Raw genomic sequence first — 22394 nt, forward strand, 5'->3', positions numbered from 1 at the left:
TCTGCTCAGCCGGGCGCCTCGGCTGGGTCGAGGGCGCGCAGCCAGCGGCACTCGTAGGGGCCCAGGCGCAGGGTCGCCCGGCCGTCGGGGGCGATCTCGGTGGTGCCGTCCACGAGCAGGTCGGCCAGGACGCGCGAGGAGTCCAGCCCGGTCAGCGTGACCTCGGCGGGGTCGGCGGCGAAGTTGTGCACCACGACCACCGACTCGCCCCCGGCCGCGCAGCGGTGCGCCAGCACGGAGTCAGATCCCGGGTCGAGGACCGTGCACTCGCCCCAGGCCAGCTCCGGGGTCTCCCGGTACCGCTCCGCCAGCATGGAGATCCACGCCAGCAGCGAGCCGGGGTCGTGGCGCTGGGCGCGCACGTTCACCCGGTCCGGGCCGTACTCGCCCTCGACCATCCGGGCGGCGAACCGGTCCGCGCCGGCGGTGGAGAAACCGCCGCCGGGCCCCGGCCGCCACTGCATCGGGGTGCGGACGGCCTGCCGGCCCTCGACGTCCAGGTTCTCGCCCATGCCGATCTCCTCGCCGTAGAAGAGGACGGGCGTGCCGGGCAGGGAGAACAGCAGGCTGTAGACCATCCTGATCCGGCGCGGGTCGCCGTCGAGCATCGGCGGCAGCCGGCGGCGCAGCCCCCGGTCGTACAGTTGCATGCGCTTCTCCGGGCCGAAGGCGTCGAACACCTCCTGCCGCTCGTCCTCGGCGAGCTGGTCGAGGGTCAGCTCGTCGTGGTTGCGGACGAACGTCGCCCACTGGCCGTCCTCGGGTGGGGCCGGCCGTCCCGCCAGGGTCTCGGCGAGCGGGCGCGCGTCGCCGCGGGCCAGCGACAGGTAGAGCCGTTGCATTCCGGTGAAGTCGAAGCACATCGTGAGTTCAGCTCCGCCGCCGTAGAACTCCATGGTCTTCGCGTACGGCAGGTTCACCTCGCCGAGCAGGATCGCCTCGCCGTTCCGCCGGGACAGGAACGCCCGCAGGTCGGCGAGGTAGTCGTGCGGGTCGGGCAGTCGGGCGGCGTCCCGCTGGCCGTCGGTTTCCAGCAGGAACGGCACCGCGTCGATCCGGAAGCCCGACAGCCCCAGCTCCATCCAGAACCCCATGATCCGCGCTATCTCGTCGCGGACCTCCGGGTTGGCCACGTTGAGGTCGGGCTGGTGCTTGTAGAAGCGGTGCAGGTAGTACTGCTCCGTCCGCTCGTCGTACTGCCACAGGCTCTTCTCCTGGTCGGGGAAGACGATCCCCTGCGGCCCGTCCTCGGGCGGCTCGTCGGCCCAGACGTACCAGTCGCGGTACGGCGCGTCCCGGCTCCGCCGCGCGCTCTCGAACCAGGGGTGCCGGTCGGAGGTGTGGTTGACCACCAGGTCGGCGATCACCCGCATCCCCCGGTCGCGGGCGGTGCGCACGAACTCCACGAAGTCGCCGAGCGTGCCCAGCCGGGGATCGACGGTGTAGAAGTCGGTGATGTCGTAGCCGTCGTCGCGGTCGGGGGACGGGTAGAACGGCATCAGCCAGATGCAGGTGACGCCCAGCCGGTCGAGGTGGTCGACCTGCTGCGTCAGCCCCCGGAAGTCCCCGATGCCGTCGCCGTTCCCGTCCCGGTACGTCTCGACGTCAAGGCAGTAAATGACCGCATTCTTCCACCACAGGTCGGCCTCGCGGGCTCTGGAGATGGGGGGCAACGTCGCTCCTGACCTCGCACGGATCGTGTCCGCGCGGTCTGTGCCCGAAGCGGCCGGGTGGAATCTTCGCTTTTCTGGCAGAGCGGTTGAGCTGCCCTTATGCGCGTGGTGACCGGTGCCGGACGCGTACTAAGGCGGGTTTCGAAGTAGGTGGAGCCATTCGTTGACCGGCCATCGGAGGCTTCACCTCCCGCGCCCGGAACGGGTGTCGCTGGGTGGACGTCGTAAGGATCATGCTGAGAGTTGAGGACTTCATGGCGTCGGCCGATGTGAACACCGACGTGGCGGCCAACGTGCTTGCTTATGTGGCCGAGTTGGAGCGGCGTGGTGTCATCGTCTCCGATGTGAAACACGAGCCGGACGCCGACGGCGCGGAGGAGTGGTCTTTCCGCCTCAAGATCACGAATCGGTGGCTGGTGCGCGTCATGATGCCGGTCTGGCCGCTGGAATGGGTACAGCGCCCTGCGGAGTTCGAGGAGCAGATCGCAGCCACCGAGTGGCATGGCGGTATGTACGTCGACGGCAGCCTGGACGGCCCGACCGACTTCGACGGTGAGTACCCGACCTGGGATGAGGCCGTCGAAGCGGGCGTCCGCATCGCAGCGGGCTCTGAGTAGGAGGACTGGCCGGCCCTAGATGAACGGCTGGGCGGATTTCGCACGGTTGCCACCATGCCGCGCATCTCGCGTAGCAGCAGGTTGGGGCCCTGGTTTGTCGAGACTGAAGCACGCCTCGCCAACGGCTTGCGGCCGCTTGATCGGAACGTGGACCCCGGCGTCGGTGGCGGCGGTCGGGGTCACCGGTGATGGGGTGATCTGGTCATGACAGATCGAGGTGGCAGACTCGGGCCGTGTACAAATACACCTCGGTGGCGGGCGATCCCATTCCCGCGCGGGACGGGTTCGCCGTGGATGACCAGGACGAAAGCGAAGACTCCACGGTCGTGAGCCTGGGAACGGTCGATGAACACGACCTGGTGCAGATCGCTGCCTGGGATGACGGTATGGGTCTCGATGTGGAACTGTTGCTGACACTGCCGCACGCACGAGCGGTCCGCGATCGCCTCAGCGAAGCGATCCGGATTATCGAAGAGCGGGGAAAGACGCCGCGCTGATCGTGGAATTCGGCCAGGTGAAACAGGTCTGGGTGTGCTCGGTCGCTCCCGCAGGCGGTTCCGGTGGGAAGGTGGCACACGGAGAGGGGACGTGTCGGCGTTGGTCCTGTTCCGTAGTTGGCGAAGTGTCATGGGTGGCGCAGGTGCTCTCGGGCTGTTGTTCGGCACCGTCGTCTCCTTGTTGAACGGTGCGTCATGGTCGCTTCTGACTCCGCTGAGCCTGGTGGCAGGAGTCGGCTGGTCCTGGGCGGCCGCGGGGGTCGCCATGGGGGTGCTCGCCACGAACGCGAGGCGGGCGGCGGCGGCAAGTGTCGTTTTCCTGGTGATGGCCGTCTGGGCGTATTACGCGATAGATCTCGCCAACGGCGTGTACCGAACATTGGACAGAACCGATCCGGCATATATGACCGATCCGGCGCATGCGCGGACTATCACGGATTGGTCCAGCCTATTCTCGGATCTGGTCGTCTGGTCCCTTTCGGCGGTGCTGCTGGGCGCTCTGCTCGGCCTGATCGGTTGGGGGGCACACCGTCGTGACCTGGCGGGACTGCTGTCCAGGCTGGTGGTGCCGGTGGGCGCGCTGGCCGAGATGATGATGCGGCTGAACGCCGAACTTGTCATTCAGCCGCGTCCTGTTGCGGTAGTGACATTCACCCTCGTGGGCGTTGTCGCCGTCATTACAGCGGGGATCTTCATCGCAGGGCACATCGGTCGATGGCGAGCACCGGCACCACCTCGACACGTCGGATAGGACTTGGCAGCGGGCCGGCGAAGGGCCTGACGCCGGTGGGTGCTCGCTCGCGCGCGTCATCCATCATGTCGGCAGGCAGATCGACGAGACTTTCACGGTTCCCGACCTTTTCTCGCCGGAGAAAATCCCCTTCCACGTGCGAGCGTACGGCCCCAGGCCGGTTGCGAGGATGCCTGGCGTGCCGGTGAAGGATCCCCCGACCAGCCTGGTCCCGGCGGGGCACGCGCCGCCGAACGCCGTCACCGAACCGTTCGCGGGCACCGGTACGCGCCTGCCGGACACCAGAATGGGATCGCCTACCGTTCCAGGCGGGCCGGGGTCTCCTTTGTCGCCCTTCTCGCCGTCTCTGCCGTCGGCGCCGTCTTTGCCGTCGGCACCGTCTTTTCCGTCAGCGCCGTCCTTGCCGTCGGCACCGTCTTTTCCGTCAAGGCCGTCCCTGCCGTCCCTGCCCTCTTTTCCGTCGACGCCGTCGGAGCCGTCAGCGCCATCGGCGCCATCTCGTCCGTCCGCGCCGTCTTGGCCATCTTGGCCGTCAGCGCCGTCGGCGCCGTCTTTGCCGTCGACACCGTCCTCGCCGTCCTCTCCCGTGGGGCCCTTGGGCCCCCTGCGGCCGCGAGAACATTTTTTCTTGGCGGATTTGTGCCGCTTCTTTTTGGCCTTTGGTTTCTTGTAGCAGTATCCATTCGAGGCCAGGGCGTCAGAGGGTCCTGTGGTCATAGTGCCTGCCGTGAGCGCCACCACCATCAGTAAGGCAACCGACAGTCGCACAATGAGCACATTCTTCCTTTTCGCTGACATCATCCATCCTCGGTCTGGTACAGACAGCAGGATAAGGAGATCATTCGCGAACTCACGGAATGCTTTCCATGAATGAAAAACATGGTCAAGGACGGTTGATCTCAACTGCGATAAAGACGACGACCGGCCCTGCGGGGAAGGCCCGCAGGGTCTTCAGCCCGTGGCGCTGCCCGCCGAGAGCGGGATCAGCGGAACAGGGCCTCGTGCAGGCCCTGCCACGACGCCTCCGGGCAGTGGGCCGGCACGTCACCAGGCTCGACCCAGCCGGCCTCGTCGCACTCGAAGCCAGGCCGGGGCCGGATGGGGGTTCCCCGCCGCTCCAGCCGCGCGGCGTAGAACGCCTGGAACGTCCGTGCCGGGTAGCGGTGGCCGGCCGGCGGGTCGGCCAGCAGGGTGATCCGCTGTCCGCCGAGCAGTGCCAGCCGCTCGGCCGCCAGTTCGAACCCGGTCTCCTCTGCGAGCTCACGGGCCGCGGCGGCCCTCGGATCCTCGCCGGGCTCCACGTGGCCGCCGGGCACGTCCCAGCCGCGGCCGGGCCGGTCCACGTGGGTCAGCAGCGTGCGGCCGGCCCCGTCCACCACGAACGCGAAGGCCGAGGTGACGGTGTAGCCGCCGGGAAGGGCATCGGCCAGCAGCAGGTCCACCCGGTGCGGGACGGAGATCCAGGGGACGGTCCGCGTGTCGATCACGGTCGCTGCCATGCCCGCATCATTGCAGGCCACGGTGTTTCCCGGCCCTCGGGTCAGGCACCGCATTTGCGCATCCACTTCGCGCCGGCCCGCACGTGGGCCGTGTCCAGGTAGTCGACCCCGGCGATCCGCTGGGCCTCCCACCATTCCTCCTGGAGCTGCCTTTCGCACCCCTGCCAGCCGGGCTTCCACGCGCACAGCTTGAAGCCGCCGGGATCCTTGTGGTCGCGCTTGCGGCCGTCCGGACCCTCCACGAACCGGACCTTGAGCCCGGCGTCGTGCGCCTTCTGGACGAACTCGTTCAGCAGGCGCTGCTCCTCGTCGCTGATCCGGTGGTCGCCGTCGCGGTCCGCGCACTGCCGGTACGAGCCGTTCAGCATGCTGACACCCCGCGCGTACGCGGGGTCGTACTCGGGGCTGGCGGGATCGACCCGTGGCGGCAGCGTGCAGCCCGGCCCGGGGGCGATGTAGAAGGTGACGTTCGGCGGCTGTTTCCCGATGACCGCGCCGGGGGTGTCGCCCGGCATCAGTAGCTGGACTCCCGGTGGCAGGTCCCGGGTCTGCTCGATGATCTTCTGGTAAGTCGTCTCGTCGCCCTTCTTGATCTCCAGGAGGATGACGAACGGCTTGTCGCGGCCCCGGTAGACCTGCCCGCCGTTGGCGGCGGCCCGGGCGATCAGCGGCTCCACGTACGTCTTGCGCAGCGTGCCGCGCGAACCGCCGTCGGCCTGGTGCTGCAGGTGGAGTTCGCCGTCGTCGCCGACCCAGATGTCGGCCTCGATGCTCGTCGCCCCGTGGTCGAGCGCGTCCTGGAGCGGGCGGTCGTTCTCGTAGTCGTTGTGCGCGTGCAGGCCCTCGACCCACTCGGTCTCGTCCCCGGGCGTGCAGGTCGGCTTCGGGATCGGGGGGCGTGCGGGTGAGCGGCCGGGTGAGGGGACGGGGGTGGGGGCCGCCGCGGGCGGGGCGGGACGGCCCGGGCAGCTCTCCCCGAGGACGGCGCATATCGCGGACTCGCAGGCCGCCGTCACCCGAGCGCCGACGTCGCTGGTGGCGACCGCGCCCGTGACCGCGGCGATGATCAGCACGACGCCGAGGTAGCCGAGGGCGCCTTCGCCGCGTTCGGCTCGGCTCATGCGCCCTCCTTCGGGCCTCAGCCGGCGGGATGGTCCTGATCTGGCGGCCCGCACGGCCGTACGGGCTCCGGGTGGGAGCACAATCTCCCCCGAGACCGGAGCCGTCCGGAAGGGCCCTCGGACCTAACCGCGCACGCTGGGAGGACCCGGGTCCGGGCCACGCCCTTGCCGGGAAGATCCTTGTTGTTCGCGTATATTCCAGATCTCGCATTCGGCGGGCACGAGGCTCATCCGAGAGAACAGCCGACGACCGGGGTGACCATGGCCGACGATGAGGAACCGATCGCGATCGGCGAGGCGCTGGCGGGGATCAAGGTACTGCCCCTGCTGGAGGGGTGGACCGCACTGGCCGCGATAGTCCTGGTGAAGTGCATCGACGAGGAGGGGCGCCCGAGCTGGGCGTTCCGGACGACCGACGGGCTGAACGACGAGGAACTGCTGGGCGCCCTGACGGTCAGGACGGACATGCTCCGCCGCGACCTGCTGGCGTCCTACTACGACCAGGACGAGTGAAACCCCAGGGGTTCACCCGGCGGTCTCCCGGAGCTGGGGCAGGACCTTGGCGCCGAAGGCCTCGATAAAGGTGGCCTGCTCCTGGCCCACGTGGTGCAGGTAGATCTGGTCGAAGCCGAGTTCCGCGTACCCGTGCAGCAGCGCGGCGTGCCGGCCCAGGTCGGCCGAGACGTCGACGACCTCGCCGACCCGCTCGGGGGTGACGTGTTCGGAGACACCGTCGAAGTGGTCGGTCATCTCCAGGTCCCAGCAGACCGGTGGGGAGAACACGTTGCCACGCCACTGGTCGTGCGCGATCAGGGCGGCCTGGTCCTCCTCGGGTGCCCAGCTCAGGTGCACCTGGAGGGCGAGTTCGCCGCGGCCGCCGGCATCGCGGTAGGCGTCGATGATCCGGCGGAGGGTGTCGTGCGGGGCGTTCACCGTGATGAGGCCGTCGGCCCACCCGGCGCACCAGCCGGCGGTTTCGGGGCTCACCGCGGCGCCGACCAGGCGGGGCGGGTCGGCGGGGCGGGTCCACAGCCGGGCCCGGTCGACGGTCACCAGGCCGTCGTGGCTGACCTCCTGGCCGTCCAGCAGGGCGCGGATCACCTCGACGCACTCGCGCAGCCGGTGGTTGCGCACCTCCTTGCGGGGCCAGCGGTCGCCGGTGATGTGCTCGTTGCTGGCCTCCCCGCTGCCCAGCGCCGTCCAGAACCGGCCGGGGTACATGGCGGCGAGGGTGCCGATCGCCTGCGCGACGATCGCGGGGTGGTAGCGCTGGCCGGGCGCGTTGACGACGCCGAACGGCAGCTCGGTGGCCTGCATCGCGGCGCCCAGCCAGGCCCAGGCGAAGCCGGACTGCCCCTGCCGGGCACTCCAGGGGGAGAAATGGTCGGAGCACATGGCCGCGGCGAATCCGGCCTGCTCGGCGTGGATCACCGCGGCCAGCAGCTCGCGCGGGTGGATCTGTTCGTGCGAGGCGTGGAAGCCGTAGACCGTCATGCGGCCGTCCGTACCCGCCGTCCCGTGGCCTATCCTGCGCGCTGCGTGAGGCTGAACCAGTGGCCCGAGTCGTCGGTCTCCAGGACGCCGATGCCCAGCGCGCCCTTGCCGACCAGTGTGCGCAGGAGGGCGGCCGCCGTCATATGGGCATTCTCCTGCCTCTCGCGGGAAATTCCGTCCTTGTGGTCCCATGAGTCACTGATATGTCATCAGTGGTTGCTCTCAGTTCGTTCCGGTCGATTCGACCTGGGCCGACTGACAGGTGTCACCGATAAAGTGATCACTGTTGAAAAGTCGTCGCAGGTGAACGGGGGCACTTACGGTCGAAGAAAAGCAGCCGAACGACGTGAGCCGATTAGCCATGTTGCTAATCGCCCCCTTCACATTGACGACCCGGCCATGCACACTTGGAAGCACGGGAGGGGCTACCGGAAGAGGGGACACAAGGTGGCCGGCTCAGTTGAGCTCATCTACCGCCTGCTCATGGCGGTGGACGTGGAAAATCATCCGGACCGGGAGGTGCGCGAGCAGCTTCAGGTACACGAGGACCTCAGTGCCGTGCTGGACGCGGCGGCCGAGCAGGTGGGGCTGGACCGCCCCCGGTGGGAAAAGCAGAAAAGGGGAGACGGCGAGCTCGCCATTCTGCCGGAGGAGGTCGGCGTCGCGGTCGTCGGCGACTTCGTCTCCGCGCTGGAGGAGCGGATCGCCGAGATCAACGCCGCCCGGCCGGTCCGGCCGTGGCTGCGGATCAGGCTGGCGATCCACCATGGCACCCTGACTCCGGGCCCGTTCGGCCCGGCCGGGGACGCGCCGATCGTGATCAGCAGGCTGCTGGCCGCTCCGCCGGTGCACCGCCTGCTGCGGGAGCGCGAGGATCTCGACGTCGCGCTGGTCGTCTCCAGCACGATCTACCGGAACGTGATCAAGACGGGGTTCTGCTCGCTGGACCCGCGGCACTTCGCGCCGATGCAGACGACGATCAAACGAGTTCAGTACCACGGTTTCACTTACCGTCCGCCACTGCGGAAATCAAAGGGCACCACGTCGGAGGGGGCCGAAATAATCGTTTTCAATGCGAGTTAGAAAGCTTTCCCATTCCTGGGCGGTCAGGGTGATGTGCGTGCTGGGGCGCTTGGAATCGCGGATGAGCACAAGGCCGGGCGGCCGGGCGACTTCCACACATGACTCCTCCTCTCCACCGCTCAACGAACTCTTTCGCCAGGTGAGCGGTCGTGGCTCGGGCACGCAGGCCTCCCTCCCGGGGAGACTGGGTACGCCGCCCCGAAATCCCATGGCCACGGCGTTGAACTCGCTGTCACAGGGCACAGCGGAGCGGGGTCGCCTGCGACCTTAACGAGGATCTGTCAGGTGCAGTGTAAACGCGGGCAGTGGATCGGACCACGGAGGGCCGCGTGTGATGGAGTGCCCGCAACCGTTCTTTTCGGGCCGTCCCCGTCGGGTCAGATTTCGTCGGCCAGCCTGCTCAGCAGCACCGCGGAGCCCTCGGGGCGCAGGGAAACCCGCCGCAGGTCCTCGAAGACCTCACGGTAGTGCGTCACCTCGTCGTGAAGGTCGCGGGTGGTGACGCTGCCTCGTTCGCTCTCCAGCGACAGCACGTCGTCGTCTTCCGGATCGGGGAACTCGATGATGGTGAAGGCCCCGCCCAATCCCATGTGCGCGCCGGCGGTGAAGGGAACGACCTCGATCGTCACATGCGGCAGTGAGGCGAGTTCCACGAGCCGGCGGATCTGGTTGCGCATGACGTTTTGCCCGCCCACGTGACGGTGGACCACCGCTTCGTCGATGACGAAGTAGAACTGCGGTGGATCGGGCTGCTCCAGCAGTTCCTGGCGGCGCATGCGGACCTCGATGAGCTGTTCGGACCTGCTGCGGTTCTCCGGCCTGAGCAGCCCGTGGGTGATCGCTTCGGCGTAGTCGGAGGTCTGCAGCAGGCCCGGCACGACCAGTGGCTGGAAGTGCCGCAGGATGGAGGCCGCCGACTCGTAGCCGATCATGTCCGTGTAGGGCTGGCTGAGCGCCTTGCGGTAGGAGCTCCACCAGGCCCGCTCGCGGGCGGATCGGGCGAGGGCCACGATCTCCGTGATGCGCTCGTCGGCCACCCCGTAGTGGGCGAGCAGCGCCCGCAGGTCGGTCGTGGAAATTCCCACCGTTCCGGCTTCAATTCGGATGACTTTGCTCAACGACCATTCCAGGGCGGTGGCGACCTGCTCCTGGGTCTGGCTGGAGTTCTCCCGTGCCTTGCGCAACTCGGCCCGCAGTCGCCGCTGATGGACAGTCGGGCTCTGGGTGGCAGCCACGTGTCGAACTCCTCGCCATTGAAGATGACCGTATAGGGTGTCGGGGTCTCAACCGAAACCTGGCGCACGAGTATATTGCCAGGTGGCCGTTAGGTCGCTGGCCAACCGCCTAGTGCCAGACGACAGGTTTCATAGTGCCAGATACTGGGGCTCGATTGACGTTTTCCAGAGGCGCTGCGGGGAGGCATGTGGGCCGGCCGGGCGAGTTCACGTCCGGTCCATGACCGAACGTGCGTGATCGCCCAGGTTTTATGGCAAATCCGGGGTGTTCTCGCGAGGCCGGTGCCCATTAGGACGTCGTTCCGGCGCGGATTAGTTCCCCGCAATCCCGACAATCAATGATCCCGCGAACGTCCCACGGGGCGATTCCGGTCGGTATGGTGCTGGGTTGTGAGCGGTCGACATCGGGCGAACCGGACTCCCGTGCCCCATCGTGGCGGGATGCGGGCCGCCGTGGCCGCATGCCTGGAGCGCGCCGGCCTCGGCCGGTTCGCCGCCGTGCTCGTCGGCGGCGCGGTGCTGTGCGGCACCGCCCTGGCCGGCGGCGGCGTGCTGGCGGGCGACCGGTCCTCCGCACCCCAGCCGCACCGGGCCGCGGCCCCCGCCCACGCGCCCGCCTCCCCCACCCCGCAGCCGAGCACCACGCCCACCGCCACACCGCGCCGCACCCCCAAGGCCCGCCCGGCCAAGCGGCGGCCCGCGGCCGCACCGGCCCGGCCGCACGCGGCACCGCCCCGGGCCCGCGCACCGCGGCGCACCGACCGCTCCACGCGCCGGCTGCGCGAGTACCGGGAACGCTACGAGCGCCGGTACCGCTGGTGGCGCTACTACTACCGGTACCGCCGCTGACCGCGCCGGGCCGCCGGAGGTCCTCCGACCCGCGGCCGGGTAGAGGTGCTGCTCCTCGGCCACGGAGACGCCGGAGGTCCTCCGCCCGCTACCTCGCCAGATGCCGGGACAGGGTGCGCTTGAGGATCTTGCCGGTGGGGTTGACGGGAAGCTCGTCCACGAACGAGATCCGCCGGGGGTACTTGTAAGGCGCCACCCGCTCCCGGACGAACTCCCGCAGCTCCGCCATGGTCACCGCGCGGCGCAGCGCGACCACCGCGGCGACGTCCTCGCCGAGTTCGGGGTGGGGCACGCCGACGACCGCGGCCTGGCGTACCGCCGGATGCTCGTACAGCACCTCCTCCACCTCCCTCGGGTACACCGTGCGGCCACCCCGGATGATCACGTCGTGCCGCCGGTCGACCAGGAAGAAGAACCCGTCCCCGTCGACCCGGCCGAGGTCGCCGGTGCGGAACCAGCCGTCGTGGACCGCCGCGGCCGTCGCCGCCGGGTCGTTCCAGTAGCCCTTCATGACGTTGGGTCCCCGGACGGCGATCTCGCCGACCTCACCGGCCGGCCGCTCGCGCCCCTGGTCGTCGACGACCTTCATCTCGACGTCCTTGATGGGCAGCCCGATCGACCCGGGCCGCCGCCCGGCCCCCGGCGCCCGGTTGGAGGCCGCGACCGGGGAGGTCTCGCTGAGCCCGTACCCCTCGATGATCGCGCAGCCGAACCGCTCCTCGTACGCCCGCAGCAGGTCCAGCGGCAGCGGCGCCCCGCCGGAGACGCACACCCGCAGCATCGACAGGTCGGCGGCGCCCGGGTGGTCGGCCATCGCCAGGAACATCGTGGGCACCCCGTGGAACACGGTCACCCCGTCCCGCCGGACGACCTCCAGCGCCCGGCCGGGCGAGAAGCGCGGCAGCAGGGTGAGCCGCCCGCCCGCGCAGACGGTGGCGTTGAGCGCGCAGGTCTGCCCGAAGGCGTGGTAGAGCGGCAGCGCCCCCAGGACGACGTCGTCGATGCCGAGGCCGTGCATCCGGGCCACCGTCTCGGCGTTGTGCCGCAGGTTGCCGTGGGTGAGCTCGATCCCCTTGGCCCGTCCGGTCGTCCCGGCGGTGTAGAGGATCACCGCGGTGTCGGTGTCCGCGCACGGGGCGACGCCGTGGTCGGGGCGCACCCGGCGCAGCAGCCGCCGGAACTCGCCGGGGACCACGAACAGGCAGTCGGTGCCGCTCCCGGCGGTGCCCGCCTCGGCCGCCTCGGCGTGGGCGTGCCAGCCGATCAGCAGCCGGGCGGCGCACCCGCCGACCGCGGCGGCGATCTCCCGGCGCCGCAGCAGCGGGTCGAGCGGGACGGCCACGCACCCCGCCCGCAGCACGCCGTAGTACACGACCGCAAACTCCGGCACGTTCGGCAGCAGCACCGCGACCCGGTCGCCGGGCTCGACGCCCCGGCCGCGCAGCAGGGCGGCGACCCGGGCGCTCATCGTTTCCAGTCCGAGGTAGCTGAGGCCGTCGTCGTCGAGGGTGAGGGCGGTTCTCCCCCCGAATCGCTCGGCGGCGGCGCGCAGGCGGCCGGCGAGATTCATGATCCTGACCGTACGCCCGGGGTGTGGCCCGCTCATCGGTCACGGACCACAGTCTTCAGCGCTCGGGGTTGTTCTCCGGCAGAGGCATCGAGTCCTGCATCGCGATCGCGATCAGCAGTTCGACGAGGTCGGAGATCCGGCGCAGGCTGCGCCCGGTGCGCTCCTCGATGCGGTGCATCCGGTACTGGGCGGTGTTGTGGTGGATCTGCAACTGCTCGGCGGCGGCGCGCAGGTTCAGGTCGGCCTCGGCGAACGCCCGGATCGTGGCGGTGAGCACCCCGCCGCGTGCCCGGTCCTCCGCGAGCAGGGCGCTGATCCGCGGATCGACCAGGTGCCGGGCGGTGTCGTCGGCGCTCAGCGCCAGGTACTCGAACGGGGTGATCCGCGGCAGCGCCGCCACCCCGCCGTCCTCCGGCAGGAACTCGATCACCGCGCGGGCCTCCCGGTACGCCCGCGGGACGCGCCGCGGCTCGGTGACCACCGTGCTGATGCCCATCGCCAGGGAGATCCCCTCCTGGAGCAGGGTGTCGCGCACGGACTGGAGACGGTCGCACAGCGGCGCCGGGTCGGCGGAGCAGGCCAGCCCGGCCACCGCCACGATCTCCGACTGGCGGACGACCGACAGGGTGCGGTTGCCGTTCACGCCGGTCCGGGCGATCGCGGCACAGGCCGCGTGCCGGGCGTCGGGGTCGGGTGCGGAGCCGACCAGGACGGCCGTCATCACCACCATGGGCGTCCGCGACCCGAGGCCGTGCGCGTGGGCGGCGGCGAGTTGCGGGCCGCGGCCGGGCATCTCCCCGGCGAGCAGGATCTCCAGCAGGTCCCGGCTCTCGCGCACCGCCTCGGCGGCGGCGTACTGCTGGAACTCCATGTAGGTGTCGGCGGCGTGCCGGCTGGCGAAGTCGGAGTACCGCATGATGGGGGAGGCCAGCCCGAGCGCGGCCTCGTGTCCCGCCCAGGTCGGGCCGGTGCGGGCGACCAGCGCCGCCCAGAAGACCTGCTGCCCGATCCGGAAGGCGGCGATGTAGTCGGTCAGCGCCAGCCCGGCCCGCGCCCGCCGCATCGCCGCCCGGCGGGTGAAGGCGATGTCCTCCAGGCACAGCGTGCGTTCCTCCAGCAGCGCGCCGAGTTTGGCGCGGTAGTGGCGGATGAGCTGGTCGTGGACGTCCGCGATGAAGGCCGCGTCCCGTTCGGCGTAGGCGGGGATTTCGGCCCGCATCGCCGCCACCGCGGTATCGGCCAGGTCGGGGACGTGGTCGAGGAGCTCGGAGAGGATGCGCGAACGCTCCGTACGGATTGCGCGCGCGTCGGCCGGCGTGTCCACACGTTGTCCAAAGGACATGTCCGGATCATCCATGTCCGTCCCAGTAGCGTCAACGGTCCTGATCGCCCGTCTCCAAGCCTGTGCTCGGTGGACAACACCCGTACCGAGAACTTGGGTGCTCGCGCCCAATGCGCCCCTGAACGGCCGCTTTTACGCTGACGCCCTCATCCAGAACGCGATTCAGGAGGCCGGATGCTCGAAGTGGCCGATCTGACCGTGCGCTTCGGGGGCATCACCGCGCTGGACGGTGTCGGATTCTCCGTGGCGCGCGGCGAGATGGTGGGGCTGATCGGGCCGAACGGCGCCGGAAAGACCACGCTGTTCAACTGCCTGACCCGGCGCTACGACGCCGACGAGGGCACGGCCGGATACGAGGACATCGACCTGCTGCGGGCGGCGCCGCACGCCATCGCCGCGCTGGGCATCGCCCGCACCTTCCAGAACCTGGGCCTGTTCCCGGCGCTGTCGGTGCGCGACAACGTGCTGGTCGGCGCGCACCACCAGGGCCGGGCGGGCTTCCTGGGCGCGGGGCTGTGGCTGCCGAACGTCCGCCGTGAGGAGGCCCGGCTGCGCGCCGCCGCGGACGCCGTGCTGGACCGGCTGGAACTGACCAAGGTCGCCGACCACCCGGCGGCCGGGCTGCCCTTCGGGACGCTCAAACGGGTCGAACTGGCCCGCGCCCTCGCGGTCGAACCCAGGCTGCTGCTGCTGGACGAGCCCGTCAACGGCCTCAGCTCCGGGGAGGTCGAGGAGTTCGCCGCCCTGGTCCGGGAGATCCGCCAGGACCTGGACATCACCGTGGTCGTCGTCGAGCACCACATGGGCTTCGTGATGAGCATCTGCGACCGGGTCGTCTGCCTGGACTTCGGCCGCAAGATCGCTGAGGGGTCGCCCGACGAGGTCCAGCGCGACCCCGCGGTCATCGAGGCGTACCTGGGAACGGCGGCATGAGCGAGAACTTCCTGACGGTCGAGGACCTGCACGCCGGGTACGGCGCGGCCCGGGTGCTGCACGGTGTGAGCCTGACGGTGGGCCAGGGGGAGATCTGCGCGATCCTCGGCCCCAACGGCGCGGGCAAGACCACCACGCTGCGCGCGCTGTCCGGCGGGGTGCGCGCCCGCGGCACCATCCGGCTGGACGGCACCGACCTGGCCGGCCGCTCCCCGGACGCGGTGGCCCGGCACGGCGTCGCGCACGTGCCCGAGGGGCGCGGCACCTTCATGCCGCTGACCGTGGAGGAGAACCTGCGGCTGGGCGCGTACCTGCGGCGCGACAAGGCCGCGGCGGAGTCCGACCTTGAGCGCGTCTACGGCCACTTCCCCGTGCTGGCGGAGCGGAGGGGGCAGGCGGCCGGCAGCCTCAGCGGCGGCGAGCAGCAGATGCTGGCGATCGGGCGGGCGCTGATGCTGCGCCCCCGCCTACTGCTGCTCGACGAGCCGTCCCTGGGCCTGGCGCCGCTGGTCACCCGGGAGCTGTTCGGCATCGTCCAGGCCGTCAACGAGGAGGAACGCACCACCGTGATCGTCGTCGAGCAGAACGCCCACCTGGCGCTGGGCATCGCCCACCAGGCGCACGTGCTGGAGTCCGGCCGCATCGTGCTGTCGGGGCCGGCCGAGCAGATCCGGGCGGACGAGCAGGTCGTCAAGTCCTACCTCGGGTACCGGGTGTAGCCGATGTCCGAGTTCCTGCAACAGGTGGTGGAAGGGCTCGGTGCGGGGGCGATCTACGCCAGCCTCGCCCTCGCCCTCGTCCTCATCTACCGGTTCACCGGCATCGTCAACTTCGCCCAGGGCGAGCTGGCCATGTTCTCGGCCTACATCGCCTGGCAGTGCGTGCACGCGGGGCTGCCCTTCTGGCTAGCCCTGCTGATCACCCTGGCGGTGTCGTTCACCGGCGGGATGCTGATCGAGCGGGTGGTCATCCGGCCGGTGGAGGGCGCGCCCGAGCTGACCGTGGTGATCATCACCGTGGGGCTGTTCATCTTCGTCAACGCCGCCGCCGGCTGGATCTGGTCGTTCCTGATCAAGGACTTCCCGAACCCGTTCCCCGGCGGCGCGGCCGAACTGGGCGGCGTCGCCGTCGGCTACGCCACCCTCGGCATCTTCGTCGTGGTGGGCGTGGTGATGGGCCTGCTCTACCTGCTCTTCCAGCACACCAAGATCGGCCTGGCCATGCGGGCGGTGTCGGCCAACCCCGACTCCGCCCGGCTCGTCGGGATCCGGGTCGGCTGGATGCTCGCGCTCGGCTGGGGCCTGGCCGCCATGGTCGGCGCGGTATCGGGCGTGCTGGTCGCCCCGCAGCTGTTCCTGGAGCCCAACATGATGGGCGGCGTCCTGATCTACGCCTTCGCCGCGGCCACGCTCGGCGGGTTCGACAGCCCGGTCGGCGCCGTCGTCGGCGGGCTCGTCGTCGGGGTGGCCGAGACGCTGGCCGGCGCGTACGTGGACGCCATCGGAGCGGACCTCAAGGTCGGGGTACCGCTGGTGATCATCCTGGCCGTGCTGCTGCTCCGCCCGCAGGGGCTGTTCGGCCACGCGGAGGTGGAGCGCGCATGACGGAGTCGACCAAGCAGGCGGCCCCGGTCGCCGACGCGGCCCCCGCCACGGGCAGGCGGGACGTCCGGGCCCTGCTCCAGGAGCGGTGGCAGTGGCTCGCCGCCGCCGCGCTGGTCGCGGCGGTCTGTTTCGCGCCGTTCCAGCTCGTGCCGTTCCGGGTCTTCCAGCTCACCATGGTGCTGGTCTACGCGGTGGCGCTGCTGGGCCTGAACCTCCTGGTCGGGCACGCCGGCCAGATCTCCCTCGGGCACGGCGCGTTCTTCGCCGTCGGCGCGTACACCTCGGCGATCCTGCTGCACGACCACGGCCTGCCGCACCTGGTGACACTGCCGTTCGCGGCGGCGCTGGCGTTCGTCCTCGGGCTGGGGCTGGGCGTGCCCGCGCTGCGGCTGCGCGGCCTCTACCTGGCGCTGGTGACACTCGCGATCGCGATCTTCCTGGTGCCGCTGATCAAACGGTTCGAGTCGGTGACCGGCGGCGCGATGGGGCTGACCCTGGAGAAGCCGGTGCCGCCCGCCTGGACCGGGCTGGCCGAGGACCAGTGGCTGTACTTCCTGGCGCTGGCCGTGACGGCGCTGGCGTTCGCGTCGGTGTACGGGCTGCTCCGCTCCCGGGTGGGCCGGGCGCTGCACGCCATCCGCGACAACGAGGCCGCGGCCGAGGTGATGGGCGTCAAGCTGTCGTTCTACAAGACGCTCGCCTTCGCCTGGAGCGCGATGCTCGCCGGCGTCGCCGGCTGCGTCTACACCTGGACGATCGCGTTCGTCGCCCCGGACTCGTTCACCGTCACCCTCTCGATCACCCTGCTGGCCGGGCTGGTCGTCGGCGGGCTCGGCTCGATGGCGGGGCCGGTGCTCGGCGGCCTCTTCGTGGTGTACGTGCCGAGCCTGTCCCAGGACATCAACAAGGGCGCCCCCGGGGTGGTCTTCGGTCTCTTGATCATCGTGGTGATGCTCGTCGCTCCCACCGGCCTCGCCGGGCTGGCCGGGCGTGCGGCGCGTTCGACCCGAAAGGTTCTGCAGAAGGAGCGACGGAATGCGTAGATCGGTGATGGGCGCCACGGCGGTGGCCGTGCTGCTCGCCAGCGCGGCGTGCGGCGGCAGAGGCGAGGAAGGAGGCACCACGGCCCAGGGCGAGTGCAAGGGCCAGCAGACGACCGGCATCACCGACAAGAGCGTCAAGCTCGGCGGGATCTACCCGCTGTCGGGCCCCGCGTCGGCGTACGGCCAGATCCCCGTGGGGGTCAAGGCCTACTTCGACTCCGTCAACGCCGAGGAGAACGGCATCGGCGGGCGTAAGGTCACGTTCGTCTTCCGCGACGACGGCTACCAGCCGGCCCGGGCGGTGGAGGAGGCGCGGCGGCTGGTCGAGCAGGAGCAGGTCTTCGCGCTCTTCCAGACCCTCGGCACCCCGTCCACCACGGCCGTCTGGGACTACGCCGGGCAGCGCAAGGTGCCGCAGGTCTTCGTCGCCACCGGCGCCTCCAAGTGGGGCACCGACAAGAGCCACCCGTGGACGATCGGCTGGCAGCCGAACTACATCTCCGAGGCCCGCATCTACGCCCAGTTCCTCAAGGGCGAGAAGCCGCAGGCCAAGGTGGCGGTGCTCTACCAGAACGACGACTTCGGCAAGGACCTGCTCGGCGGCTTCAAGAAGGCCATCGAGGGCAGCCAGATCAAGGTCGTCGCCGAGCAGAGCTACGAGGTCGCCGACCCCTCCGTCGACCCGCAGATGCGTAACCTCGCCGGCTCCGGGGCCGACGTGTTCCTCAACGTGACGACGCCGAAGTTCGGCTCGCAGGCGCTGGCGGCGGACGCGAAGAACACCCGCTGGAACCCGCTGCACATCATCAACAACGTCGCCGCCTCGCTGACCGTCCTCAGGCCGGTCGGCTTCCCGAACGTGCAGAACACCGTCTCGGCGGCGTACTACAAGGACCCGGTCGACCCGCAGTGGGCGAACGACGCGGAGATGAAGCGCTACAAGGCGGCGATGGCCAAGTACGCGCCGAACGCCGACGTCAACAACCAGTACAACGCGTTCGGCTGGGCGGCGGCCGCCAGCTTCCACAAGACCATGCAGGCCATGAAGTGCCCGACCCGGGAAGGGCTCCGCGACGCGATGCGGAACCTGAAGGACGTCCGGGTCGACATGCTCCTGCCCGGGATCTCGCTCAACACGGGTGCCGACGACGGCTTCCCGATCGAGTCGATGCAGCTCATGCGGTTCAAGGGCGAGCGGTGGGAGCTGTTCGGGCAGGTGATCGACACCCGCAAGGAGTTCGGCCCGGTCACCCACTGACCGGCCTGGACGTCCCGGACGGGTGCAGCCCCGCGAGGCGGCGGCGCGGTTCCTCTGGCCGCGCCGCCGCCTCGCGGCGCGACCCGGCCGCCGGGGCGTCGAAGCCGCGGGGGCGGCGGGTGTCCCGGCGCAGGCGGCGGGCCAGCCCGCGGCGGGGACGGCCGGGGGAGGGGGCGGGCTCCTCCCCCGGGTGCGGGGAGTGGACGGCGTGCACCCAGCCCCGGTGCCGCCGGTAAGCCACCTTGACCCGGACGAGCGGGGCGTAGGCGGCGGCGCGGATGCCCGCGTAGCCGTGCCGGACGACGGAGTGGTAGATCTCCTCGGAGACCACGAGCAGCAGGGGCGCGTCCGTGCGGCGCAGCGCGGCCTTCGCGGCCGTGGAGTCCAGCAGCCGGCAGGCGATGTCGAGGGCCTCGCCATAGGTCCCGTGATCGTCACGGTGGGTTTCCCCGGCGTGGATCACCACCCGGACGCGAAAGCGCCGGTCGGCGGGAAGCACGGCCGCGGGGCGCGCATTGTGCTCGGCCAGCAATGCGCTGAGAACGGGAATGAAGGAATGCAATAGCAGCGTCTTCGGCACCTCGTCGAGCGGGTGAATGAGGGTGATCACCCCGTCCCCGCGGTCCGCCAGGCTGTCGATGTGACGCTCGTCGATGCCGGCCTGGTCGAACGCCTGCCAGAGCAGGTGGTAGAGCGTCCGGCGCAGCCCCGCTTTCGCCGGGTCGGTGCGGACGGTGGAGCCCTCGATGTCCACCGCCATGATGGTCCGGTAGCGGGGCGGCTCCTCGGCCGGGGGCGCCGGGGCGACCGGTGCCGGGCGGCGGTGCTTCACCGGCGTTCCGGCCGCCACCTGCCGGATCGTGTCCGGCTGAGGCGCCGCTGAGTTGATTCCCATGCTCCCCCGCTCCCTCGGTGCGTCGGGGCGGGCCGAACACGGACCCCGCGTTCGATCACCGCCGGTCCGACTCTCGCACCGGGCGGCCCGGGCGGCATCGAGGCCAGCCCGGGACCCCGTCCGTGTTTCCCCGGCCCGCCCCGGTCGCCCGGGCGTTCCGAAAACGGAGCCATCCGGCATTCGGAAATTTCCCGGGCCAAGGGAAGAAGGGCCCCGAGTCTGGAGAGGAAAGCTCCGTTCCGCCCCGCCGATCGGGTGAAAACGGCCCCTGGCGTTTGGTTTTCAAAATTGCATACCAATCGGATAACGGGCTCTGCGGCATTGCGTTCGATTGCGGGAAGCTTTGCGTGCGCGGGTGGGCGCGGACCGTGACATCGGATGGCCCGCCGGTCCGCCGCCTCCGCCGGCGCATCCGGGAAAGCACGGGGTCTGCGGCCGGGTATTCGCGGTAGTCCGCCGGTCCGCCGACCTTGACCATGGGGAAGGTGGTCGTGGTGATTCCCGCTCCGCGGAAACGCTGGTCGCCACCGTGGTTCGGTGCCGAGGCCAAGCGCGCCCTCGGCGTGGGCGTGATCGTGGCGGCACTGGCCACCGGCTGCGGCTGGCCCTACTGGCAGGCGCACCCGGTGGCCATGGCGGTCACGCTGGCCGGCTGCGGCGGCTTCGCGGTGGTGGGCGCCCTGCTGGCGACGGGGCGGCGCACCCGCACCACCGGGCGGCTGTTCCTGGTCGCGTCGATCGCCTGGGCGCTGAACTGGCTGGCGAGCTGGAACGCCGGCATCGGCCCCGTCCTGTCGGGGTACGCGCAGGCGGGTTTCTACCTCGCCATCGGGGTGGGCGTGCTGGTGTACCCGAGCGGGCGGCTGGAGCACCGGGCCGACCGCGCCTGGGCCGTGCTGGCGGCGGTGATCCTGGCGAGCGGCCCCACCGCGCTGTGGGTCACCTCGGAGCCGGAGTGGGCGGCGTTCTCGTCCCGGGCCATCTGGCCCGCGCCGTTCGTCGACCGGGAGCTGTTCCGGGACGTCCTGTGGCTCTACGGCGTGCTCTACGTGGTGCTGGCCGTGACCTTCGTCGTGGTCCTGCTCCTGCGGCTGCCGCGGATGGGGCGGCTCAGGCGCGCCCTCGTCCTGCCGGTGAGCCTCGCGATGGGGCTGGTCGGCGTGTCGGCGGCGCTGACCCAGCGCCCGCTGATGGAGGACTCCATCGGGCTCGACGAGCTGCTGCGGGTCTACACGATCCAGGGCGCCGTGGGCATCGTCGTCCCGCTCGCCCTGCTCGCCTCCGGGCTGCGGGTGCGGATCGCCGAGCTCGCCGTCGCCGGCCGGATGCTCCGGCTGACCGCGCCGGTGTCGGTGCGGCGGGTGCGCGACGCGCTGCGGGAGGTGCTGCACGACCCCACCCTGGAACTGTGGTTCTGGGCCCCCACGGAACGGGTCTACGTGGACCCGGAGGGGCGTCCGGTCGCCCTGACGGGACGGGACGGGCCGTGCCCCGGCGGCGCGCGCTGGCGGGAGGAGGTGCGCACCGCCGCCGGCGAACCGCTCGCCGTCGTGGAACTCGGCGGCTCCCTGCGCGACCACGCCTCCCGGGTGGAGGCCGCGCTCGTCGCCGGCGGCCGGGCGCTGGAGACCGCCCAGCTCCAGGCCACCGTGCAGGCCAACCTCGAACAGGTCCGCGCGGCCTACGAACGGCTCGTCCGGGCGGAGAGCAGGGAACGGGAACGGCTCGTCCGGGACCTGCACGACGGCGCGCAGCAGCGGCTGCTGGCGCTGGGCGCGATGCTCGCCACCCTGGCCGCGGTGACCGGGGACCCCGAGGTGAAGGAGCGCGCTCATCGCTGCCGCGAGGAACTGCTGGCGGCCCTGGCCGAGCTGCGGTCCCTCGTCCGCGAGGTCCGGCCCGCCCTGCTGGCCCAGGACGGCCTCGGACCGGCCCTCGAAGTGGTGACCGAGCGCTTCGGCGGGCGGGTCCGGCTCGACGTGACGGCCCGGCGCTTCGCCCTGGAGATCGAGTCGACGCTTTTCGCCGTGCTGTGCGAGGCGCTGTCATACGCTGTCGAGCGTGCACGTGCACGCCAGGTGTCCGTCCGCGTCCGGGTCGTGCAGCGGTCGCTGGTCGCCGAGGTCAGTGACGACGGAACCCGTCCCGACGGGGACGGCGCGGACATCTCCGGCCGGATCCGGGCGTTGCGCGGACACGTCGAAATCGACGGTTCGGTTCCGGGCACGACGACGGTGAGGGTGGTCCTGCCATGCGAATAGCCGTGGCCGAGGACAGCGGCATCTTCCGGCAGGCGCTGGTGACCCTGCTGACCACGGTCGGCATCGAGGTCGTCGTCTCCGCCAGTTCCGGCGAGGAGCTCATCGCGCGCATCGCCGACGACCCGCCCGACGTGGCGATCATCGACCTGCACATGCCGCCGACCTACACCAACGAGGGCGTCACGGCCGCCCGGCACCTGATGCAGCGCCACCCCGGGATCGGCGTGCTCGTCCTGTCGGCCTACAACGAGACCCCGCAGGCGATGGAGCTGTTCCGCGGCCAGCCGCGCGGGGTGGGCTACCTGCTGAAGGACCACGTCACGGACGTCTCCACGCTGCGCGCCGCCCTGGAACGGGTGCGGGGCGGCGAGGTCGTCATCGACCCGGACGTGGTGAACCGGCTCGTCGACGCCCGGCACCGCGAGGACGAACTCGCCCGGCTCTCCGACCGCGAACGGGAGGTCCTGTCCCTGATGGCCGAGGGGTACTCCAACGCCGGCATCGGCAAGCGCCTGTACCTCAGTTCCCGCACCGTCGAAGACCACGTACGGGCGATCTTCACCAAGCTGAAGATCACCTCGGTGGGCGGCCCGCCGGGGCCACAGGACAGCAACAAGCGGGTGCTGGCGGTACTGAGCTGGCTCCGGGCGATCGACGCGCGCTGATCGG

The 22394-nt window shown here is 70.6% G+C and carries 23 protein-coding genes; 13 read left to right on the forward strand and 10 right to left on the reverse strand.

The annotated features are described in order from the left end of the window. Nucleotides 1–5: 5 nt before the first annotated feature. Nucleotides 6–1673 (reverse strand): alpha-amylase family protein, encoded by a 1668-nt coding sequence (locus DPM19_RS18475; RefSeq protein WP_233510422.1) that lies wholly within the window; start codon nt 1671–1673, stop codon nt 6–8. 233 nt (nt 1674–1906) lie between these two features. On the opposite strand from DPM19_RS18475, the gene DPM19_RS18480 reads away from it, so the two are divergent. The 3 genes from DPM19_RS18480 (at nt 1907) to DPM19_RS18490 (ending at nt 3538) form a co-directional block, all read left to right on the forward strand. Continuing rightward, nucleotides 1907–2290, forward strand: a complete 384-nt coding sequence (locus tag DPM19_RS18480) for a hypothetical protein (RefSeq protein ID WP_146778908.1) — start codon at nt 1907–1909, stop codon at nt 2288–2290. Nucleotides 2291–2523: 233 nt separating this feature from the next. Continuing rightward, nucleotides 2524–2787, forward strand: coding sequence for a hypothetical protein (locus DPM19_RS18485; protein WP_111869195.1), 264 nt, complete (start codon nt 2524–2526; stop codon nt 2785–2787). A gap of 91 nt (nt 2788–2878) precedes the next feature. Beyond that, on the forward strand, nt 2879–3538 hold the full coding sequence (locus tag DPM19_RS18490; RefSeq protein WP_111869196.1) for a hypothetical protein: 660 nt from the start codon (nt 2879–2881) through the stop codon (nt 3536–3538). Between the two features lie 63 nt (nt 3539–3601). On the opposite strand, the gene DPM19_RS34860 is transcribed toward DPM19_RS18490, so the two are convergent. The 3 genes from DPM19_RS34860 to DPM19_RS35310 all read right to left on the reverse strand — a co-directional run bounded on the left by DPM19_RS34860 (nt 3602) and on the right by DPM19_RS35310 (nt 6158). Next, nucleotides 3602–4339, reverse strand: coding sequence for a collagen-like domain-containing protein (locus DPM19_RS34860; RefSeq protein ID WP_146778909.1), 738 nt, complete (start codon nt 4337–4339; stop codon nt 3602–3604). 182 nt (nt 4340–4521) lie between these two features. Further along, entirely contained in the window at nt 4522–5037 is a 516-nt protein-coding gene (locus DPM19_RS35305) for an NUDIX hydrolase (RefSeq protein ID WP_158566814.1), read from the reverse strand. Between the two features lie 41 nt (nt 5038–5078). Beyond that, nucleotides 5079–6158, reverse strand: a complete 1080-nt coding sequence (locus DPM19_RS35310) for a PI-PLC domain-containing protein (RefSeq protein ID WP_111869198.1) — start codon at nt 6156–6158, stop codon at nt 5079–5081. 261 nt (nt 6159–6419) lie between these two features. Between DPM19_RS35310 and DPM19_RS18510 the strand changes: the two genes are divergently transcribed. Further along, complete coding sequence (locus tag DPM19_RS18510; RefSeq protein WP_111869376.1) at nt 6420–6671, forward strand: hypothetical protein; 252 nt, start codon at nt 6420–6422, stop codon at nt 6669–6671. A gap of 12 nt (nt 6672–6683) precedes the next feature. Here the strand turns inward: DPM19_RS18510 and DPM19_RS18515 are convergent, their stop codons facing one another. Then, nucleotides 6684–7652 (reverse strand): TIGR03885 family FMN-dependent LLM class oxidoreductase, encoded by a 969-nt coding sequence (locus tag DPM19_RS18515; protein WP_111869199.1) that lies wholly within the window; start codon nt 7650–7652, stop codon nt 6684–6686. A gap of 447 nt (nt 7653–8099) precedes the next feature. Here DPM19_RS18515 and DPM19_RS18520 point away from each other — a divergent pair, with 447 nt between their 5' ends. Then, complete coding sequence (locus DPM19_RS18520) at nt 8100–8735, forward strand: hypothetical protein (RefSeq protein WP_111869200.1); 636 nt, start codon at nt 8100–8102, stop codon at nt 8733–8735. Here the strand turns inward: DPM19_RS18520 and DPM19_RS18525 are convergent. Both DPM19_RS18525 and DPM19_RS18530 read right to left on the reverse strand, forming a co-directional pair. Further along, a complete protein-coding gene (locus DPM19_RS18525) occupies nt 8682–8945 on the reverse strand; it encodes a DUF397 domain-containing protein (protein WP_111869377.1) in 264 nt (87 codons plus the stop codon). The genes DPM19_RS18520 and DPM19_RS18525 overlap by 54 nt on opposite strands. A gap of 167 nt (nt 8946–9112) precedes the next feature. Further along, nucleotides 9113–9970, reverse strand: coding sequence for a helix-turn-helix domain-containing protein (locus DPM19_RS18530; RefSeq protein ID WP_111869201.1), 858 nt, complete (start codon nt 9968–9970; stop codon nt 9113–9115). A 441-nt stretch (nt 9971–10411) separates the two neighbouring features. On the opposite strand from DPM19_RS18530, the gene DPM19_RS35315 reads away from it, so the two are divergent. Beyond that, complete coding sequence (locus DPM19_RS35315; protein ID WP_158566815.1) at nt 10412–10819, forward strand: hypothetical protein; 408 nt, start codon at nt 10412–10414, stop codon at nt 10817–10819. An 88-nt stretch (nt 10820–10907) separates the two neighbouring features. Here DPM19_RS35315 and DPM19_RS18540 read toward each other — a convergent pair whose 3' ends face one another. Next, nucleotides 10908–12389, reverse strand: a complete 1482-nt coding sequence (locus DPM19_RS18540) for a long-chain-fatty-acid--CoA ligase (protein ID WP_111869202.1) — start codon at nt 12387–12389, stop codon at nt 10908–10910. 55 nt (nt 12390–12444) lie between these two features. After that, nucleotides 12445–13731: a PucR family transcriptional regulator gene (locus tag DPM19_RS18545; RefSeq protein WP_111869203.1), complete on the reverse strand. Its 1287-nt coding sequence runs from the start codon at nt 13729–13731 to the stop codon at nt 12445–12447. A 174-nt stretch (nt 13732–13905) separates the two neighbouring features. Here DPM19_RS18545 and DPM19_RS18550 point away from each other — a divergent pair, with 174 nt between their 5' ends. The 5 genes from DPM19_RS18550 to DPM19_RS18570 are packed head-to-tail and all read left to right on the forward strand — an operon-like array spanning nt 13906 to nt 18569. Then, nucleotides 13906–14664 carry an ABC transporter ATP-binding protein gene (locus DPM19_RS18550; RefSeq protein ID WP_111869204.1) on the forward strand — a complete coding sequence of 253 codons (759 nt, stop codon included), beginning with the start codon at nt 13906–13908 and terminating at the stop codon, nt 14662–14664. After that, the gene (locus DPM19_RS18555; protein ID WP_111869205.1) at nt 14661–15383 is read left to right on the forward strand and encodes an ABC transporter ATP-binding protein; all 723 of its coding nucleotides are present in this window, start codon (nt 14661–14663) and stop codon (nt 15381–15383) included. The genes DPM19_RS18550 and DPM19_RS18555 overlap by 4 nt, the downstream gene beginning before the upstream one ends. A gap of 3 nt (nt 15384–15386) precedes the next feature. Further along, on the forward strand, nt 15387–16268 hold the full coding sequence (locus DPM19_RS18560) for a branched-chain amino acid ABC transporter permease (protein ID WP_111869206.1): 882 nt from the start codon (nt 15387–15389) through the stop codon (nt 16266–16268). Beyond that, on the forward strand, nt 16265–17311 hold the full coding sequence (locus tag DPM19_RS18565; RefSeq protein ID WP_111869207.1) for a branched-chain amino acid ABC transporter permease: 1047 nt from the start codon (nt 16265–16267) through the stop codon (nt 17309–17311). The genes DPM19_RS18560 and DPM19_RS18565 overlap by 4 nt, the downstream gene beginning before the upstream one ends. After that, nucleotides 17304–18569: an ABC transporter substrate-binding protein gene (locus DPM19_RS18570; protein ID WP_111869208.1), complete on the forward strand. Its 1266-nt coding sequence runs from the start codon at nt 17304–17306 to the stop codon at nt 18567–18569. The genes DPM19_RS18565 and DPM19_RS18570 overlap by 8 nt, the downstream gene beginning before the upstream one ends. Here DPM19_RS18570 and DPM19_RS35775 read toward each other — a convergent pair. Then, nucleotides 18559–19464, reverse strand: a complete 906-nt coding sequence (locus DPM19_RS35775) for a hypothetical protein (protein WP_199485160.1) — start codon at nt 19462–19464, stop codon at nt 18559–18561. The genes DPM19_RS18570 and DPM19_RS35775 overlap by 11 nt on opposite strands. Before the next feature lie 494 nt (nt 19465–19958). On the opposite strand from DPM19_RS35775, the gene DPM19_RS18580 reads away from it, so the two are divergent. Further along, nucleotides 19959–21725 (forward strand): sensor histidine kinase, encoded by a 1767-nt coding sequence (locus DPM19_RS18580; protein WP_158566816.1) that lies wholly within the window; start codon nt 19959–19961, stop codon nt 21723–21725. Further along, a complete protein-coding gene (locus DPM19_RS18585; protein WP_111869210.1) occupies nt 21716–22390 on the forward strand; it encodes a response regulator transcription factor in 675 nt (224 codons plus the stop codon). Before DPM19_RS18580 ends, DPM19_RS18585 begins: the two co-directional genes overlap by 10 nt. Nucleotides 22391–22394 lie beyond the last annotated feature (4 nt).

Source organism: Actinomadura craniellae (assembly GCF_003289645.1).
GTDB classification, from domain to species: Bacteria; Actinomycetota; Actinomycetes; order Streptosporangiales; family Streptosporangiaceae; genus Actinomadura_D; species Actinomadura_D craniellae.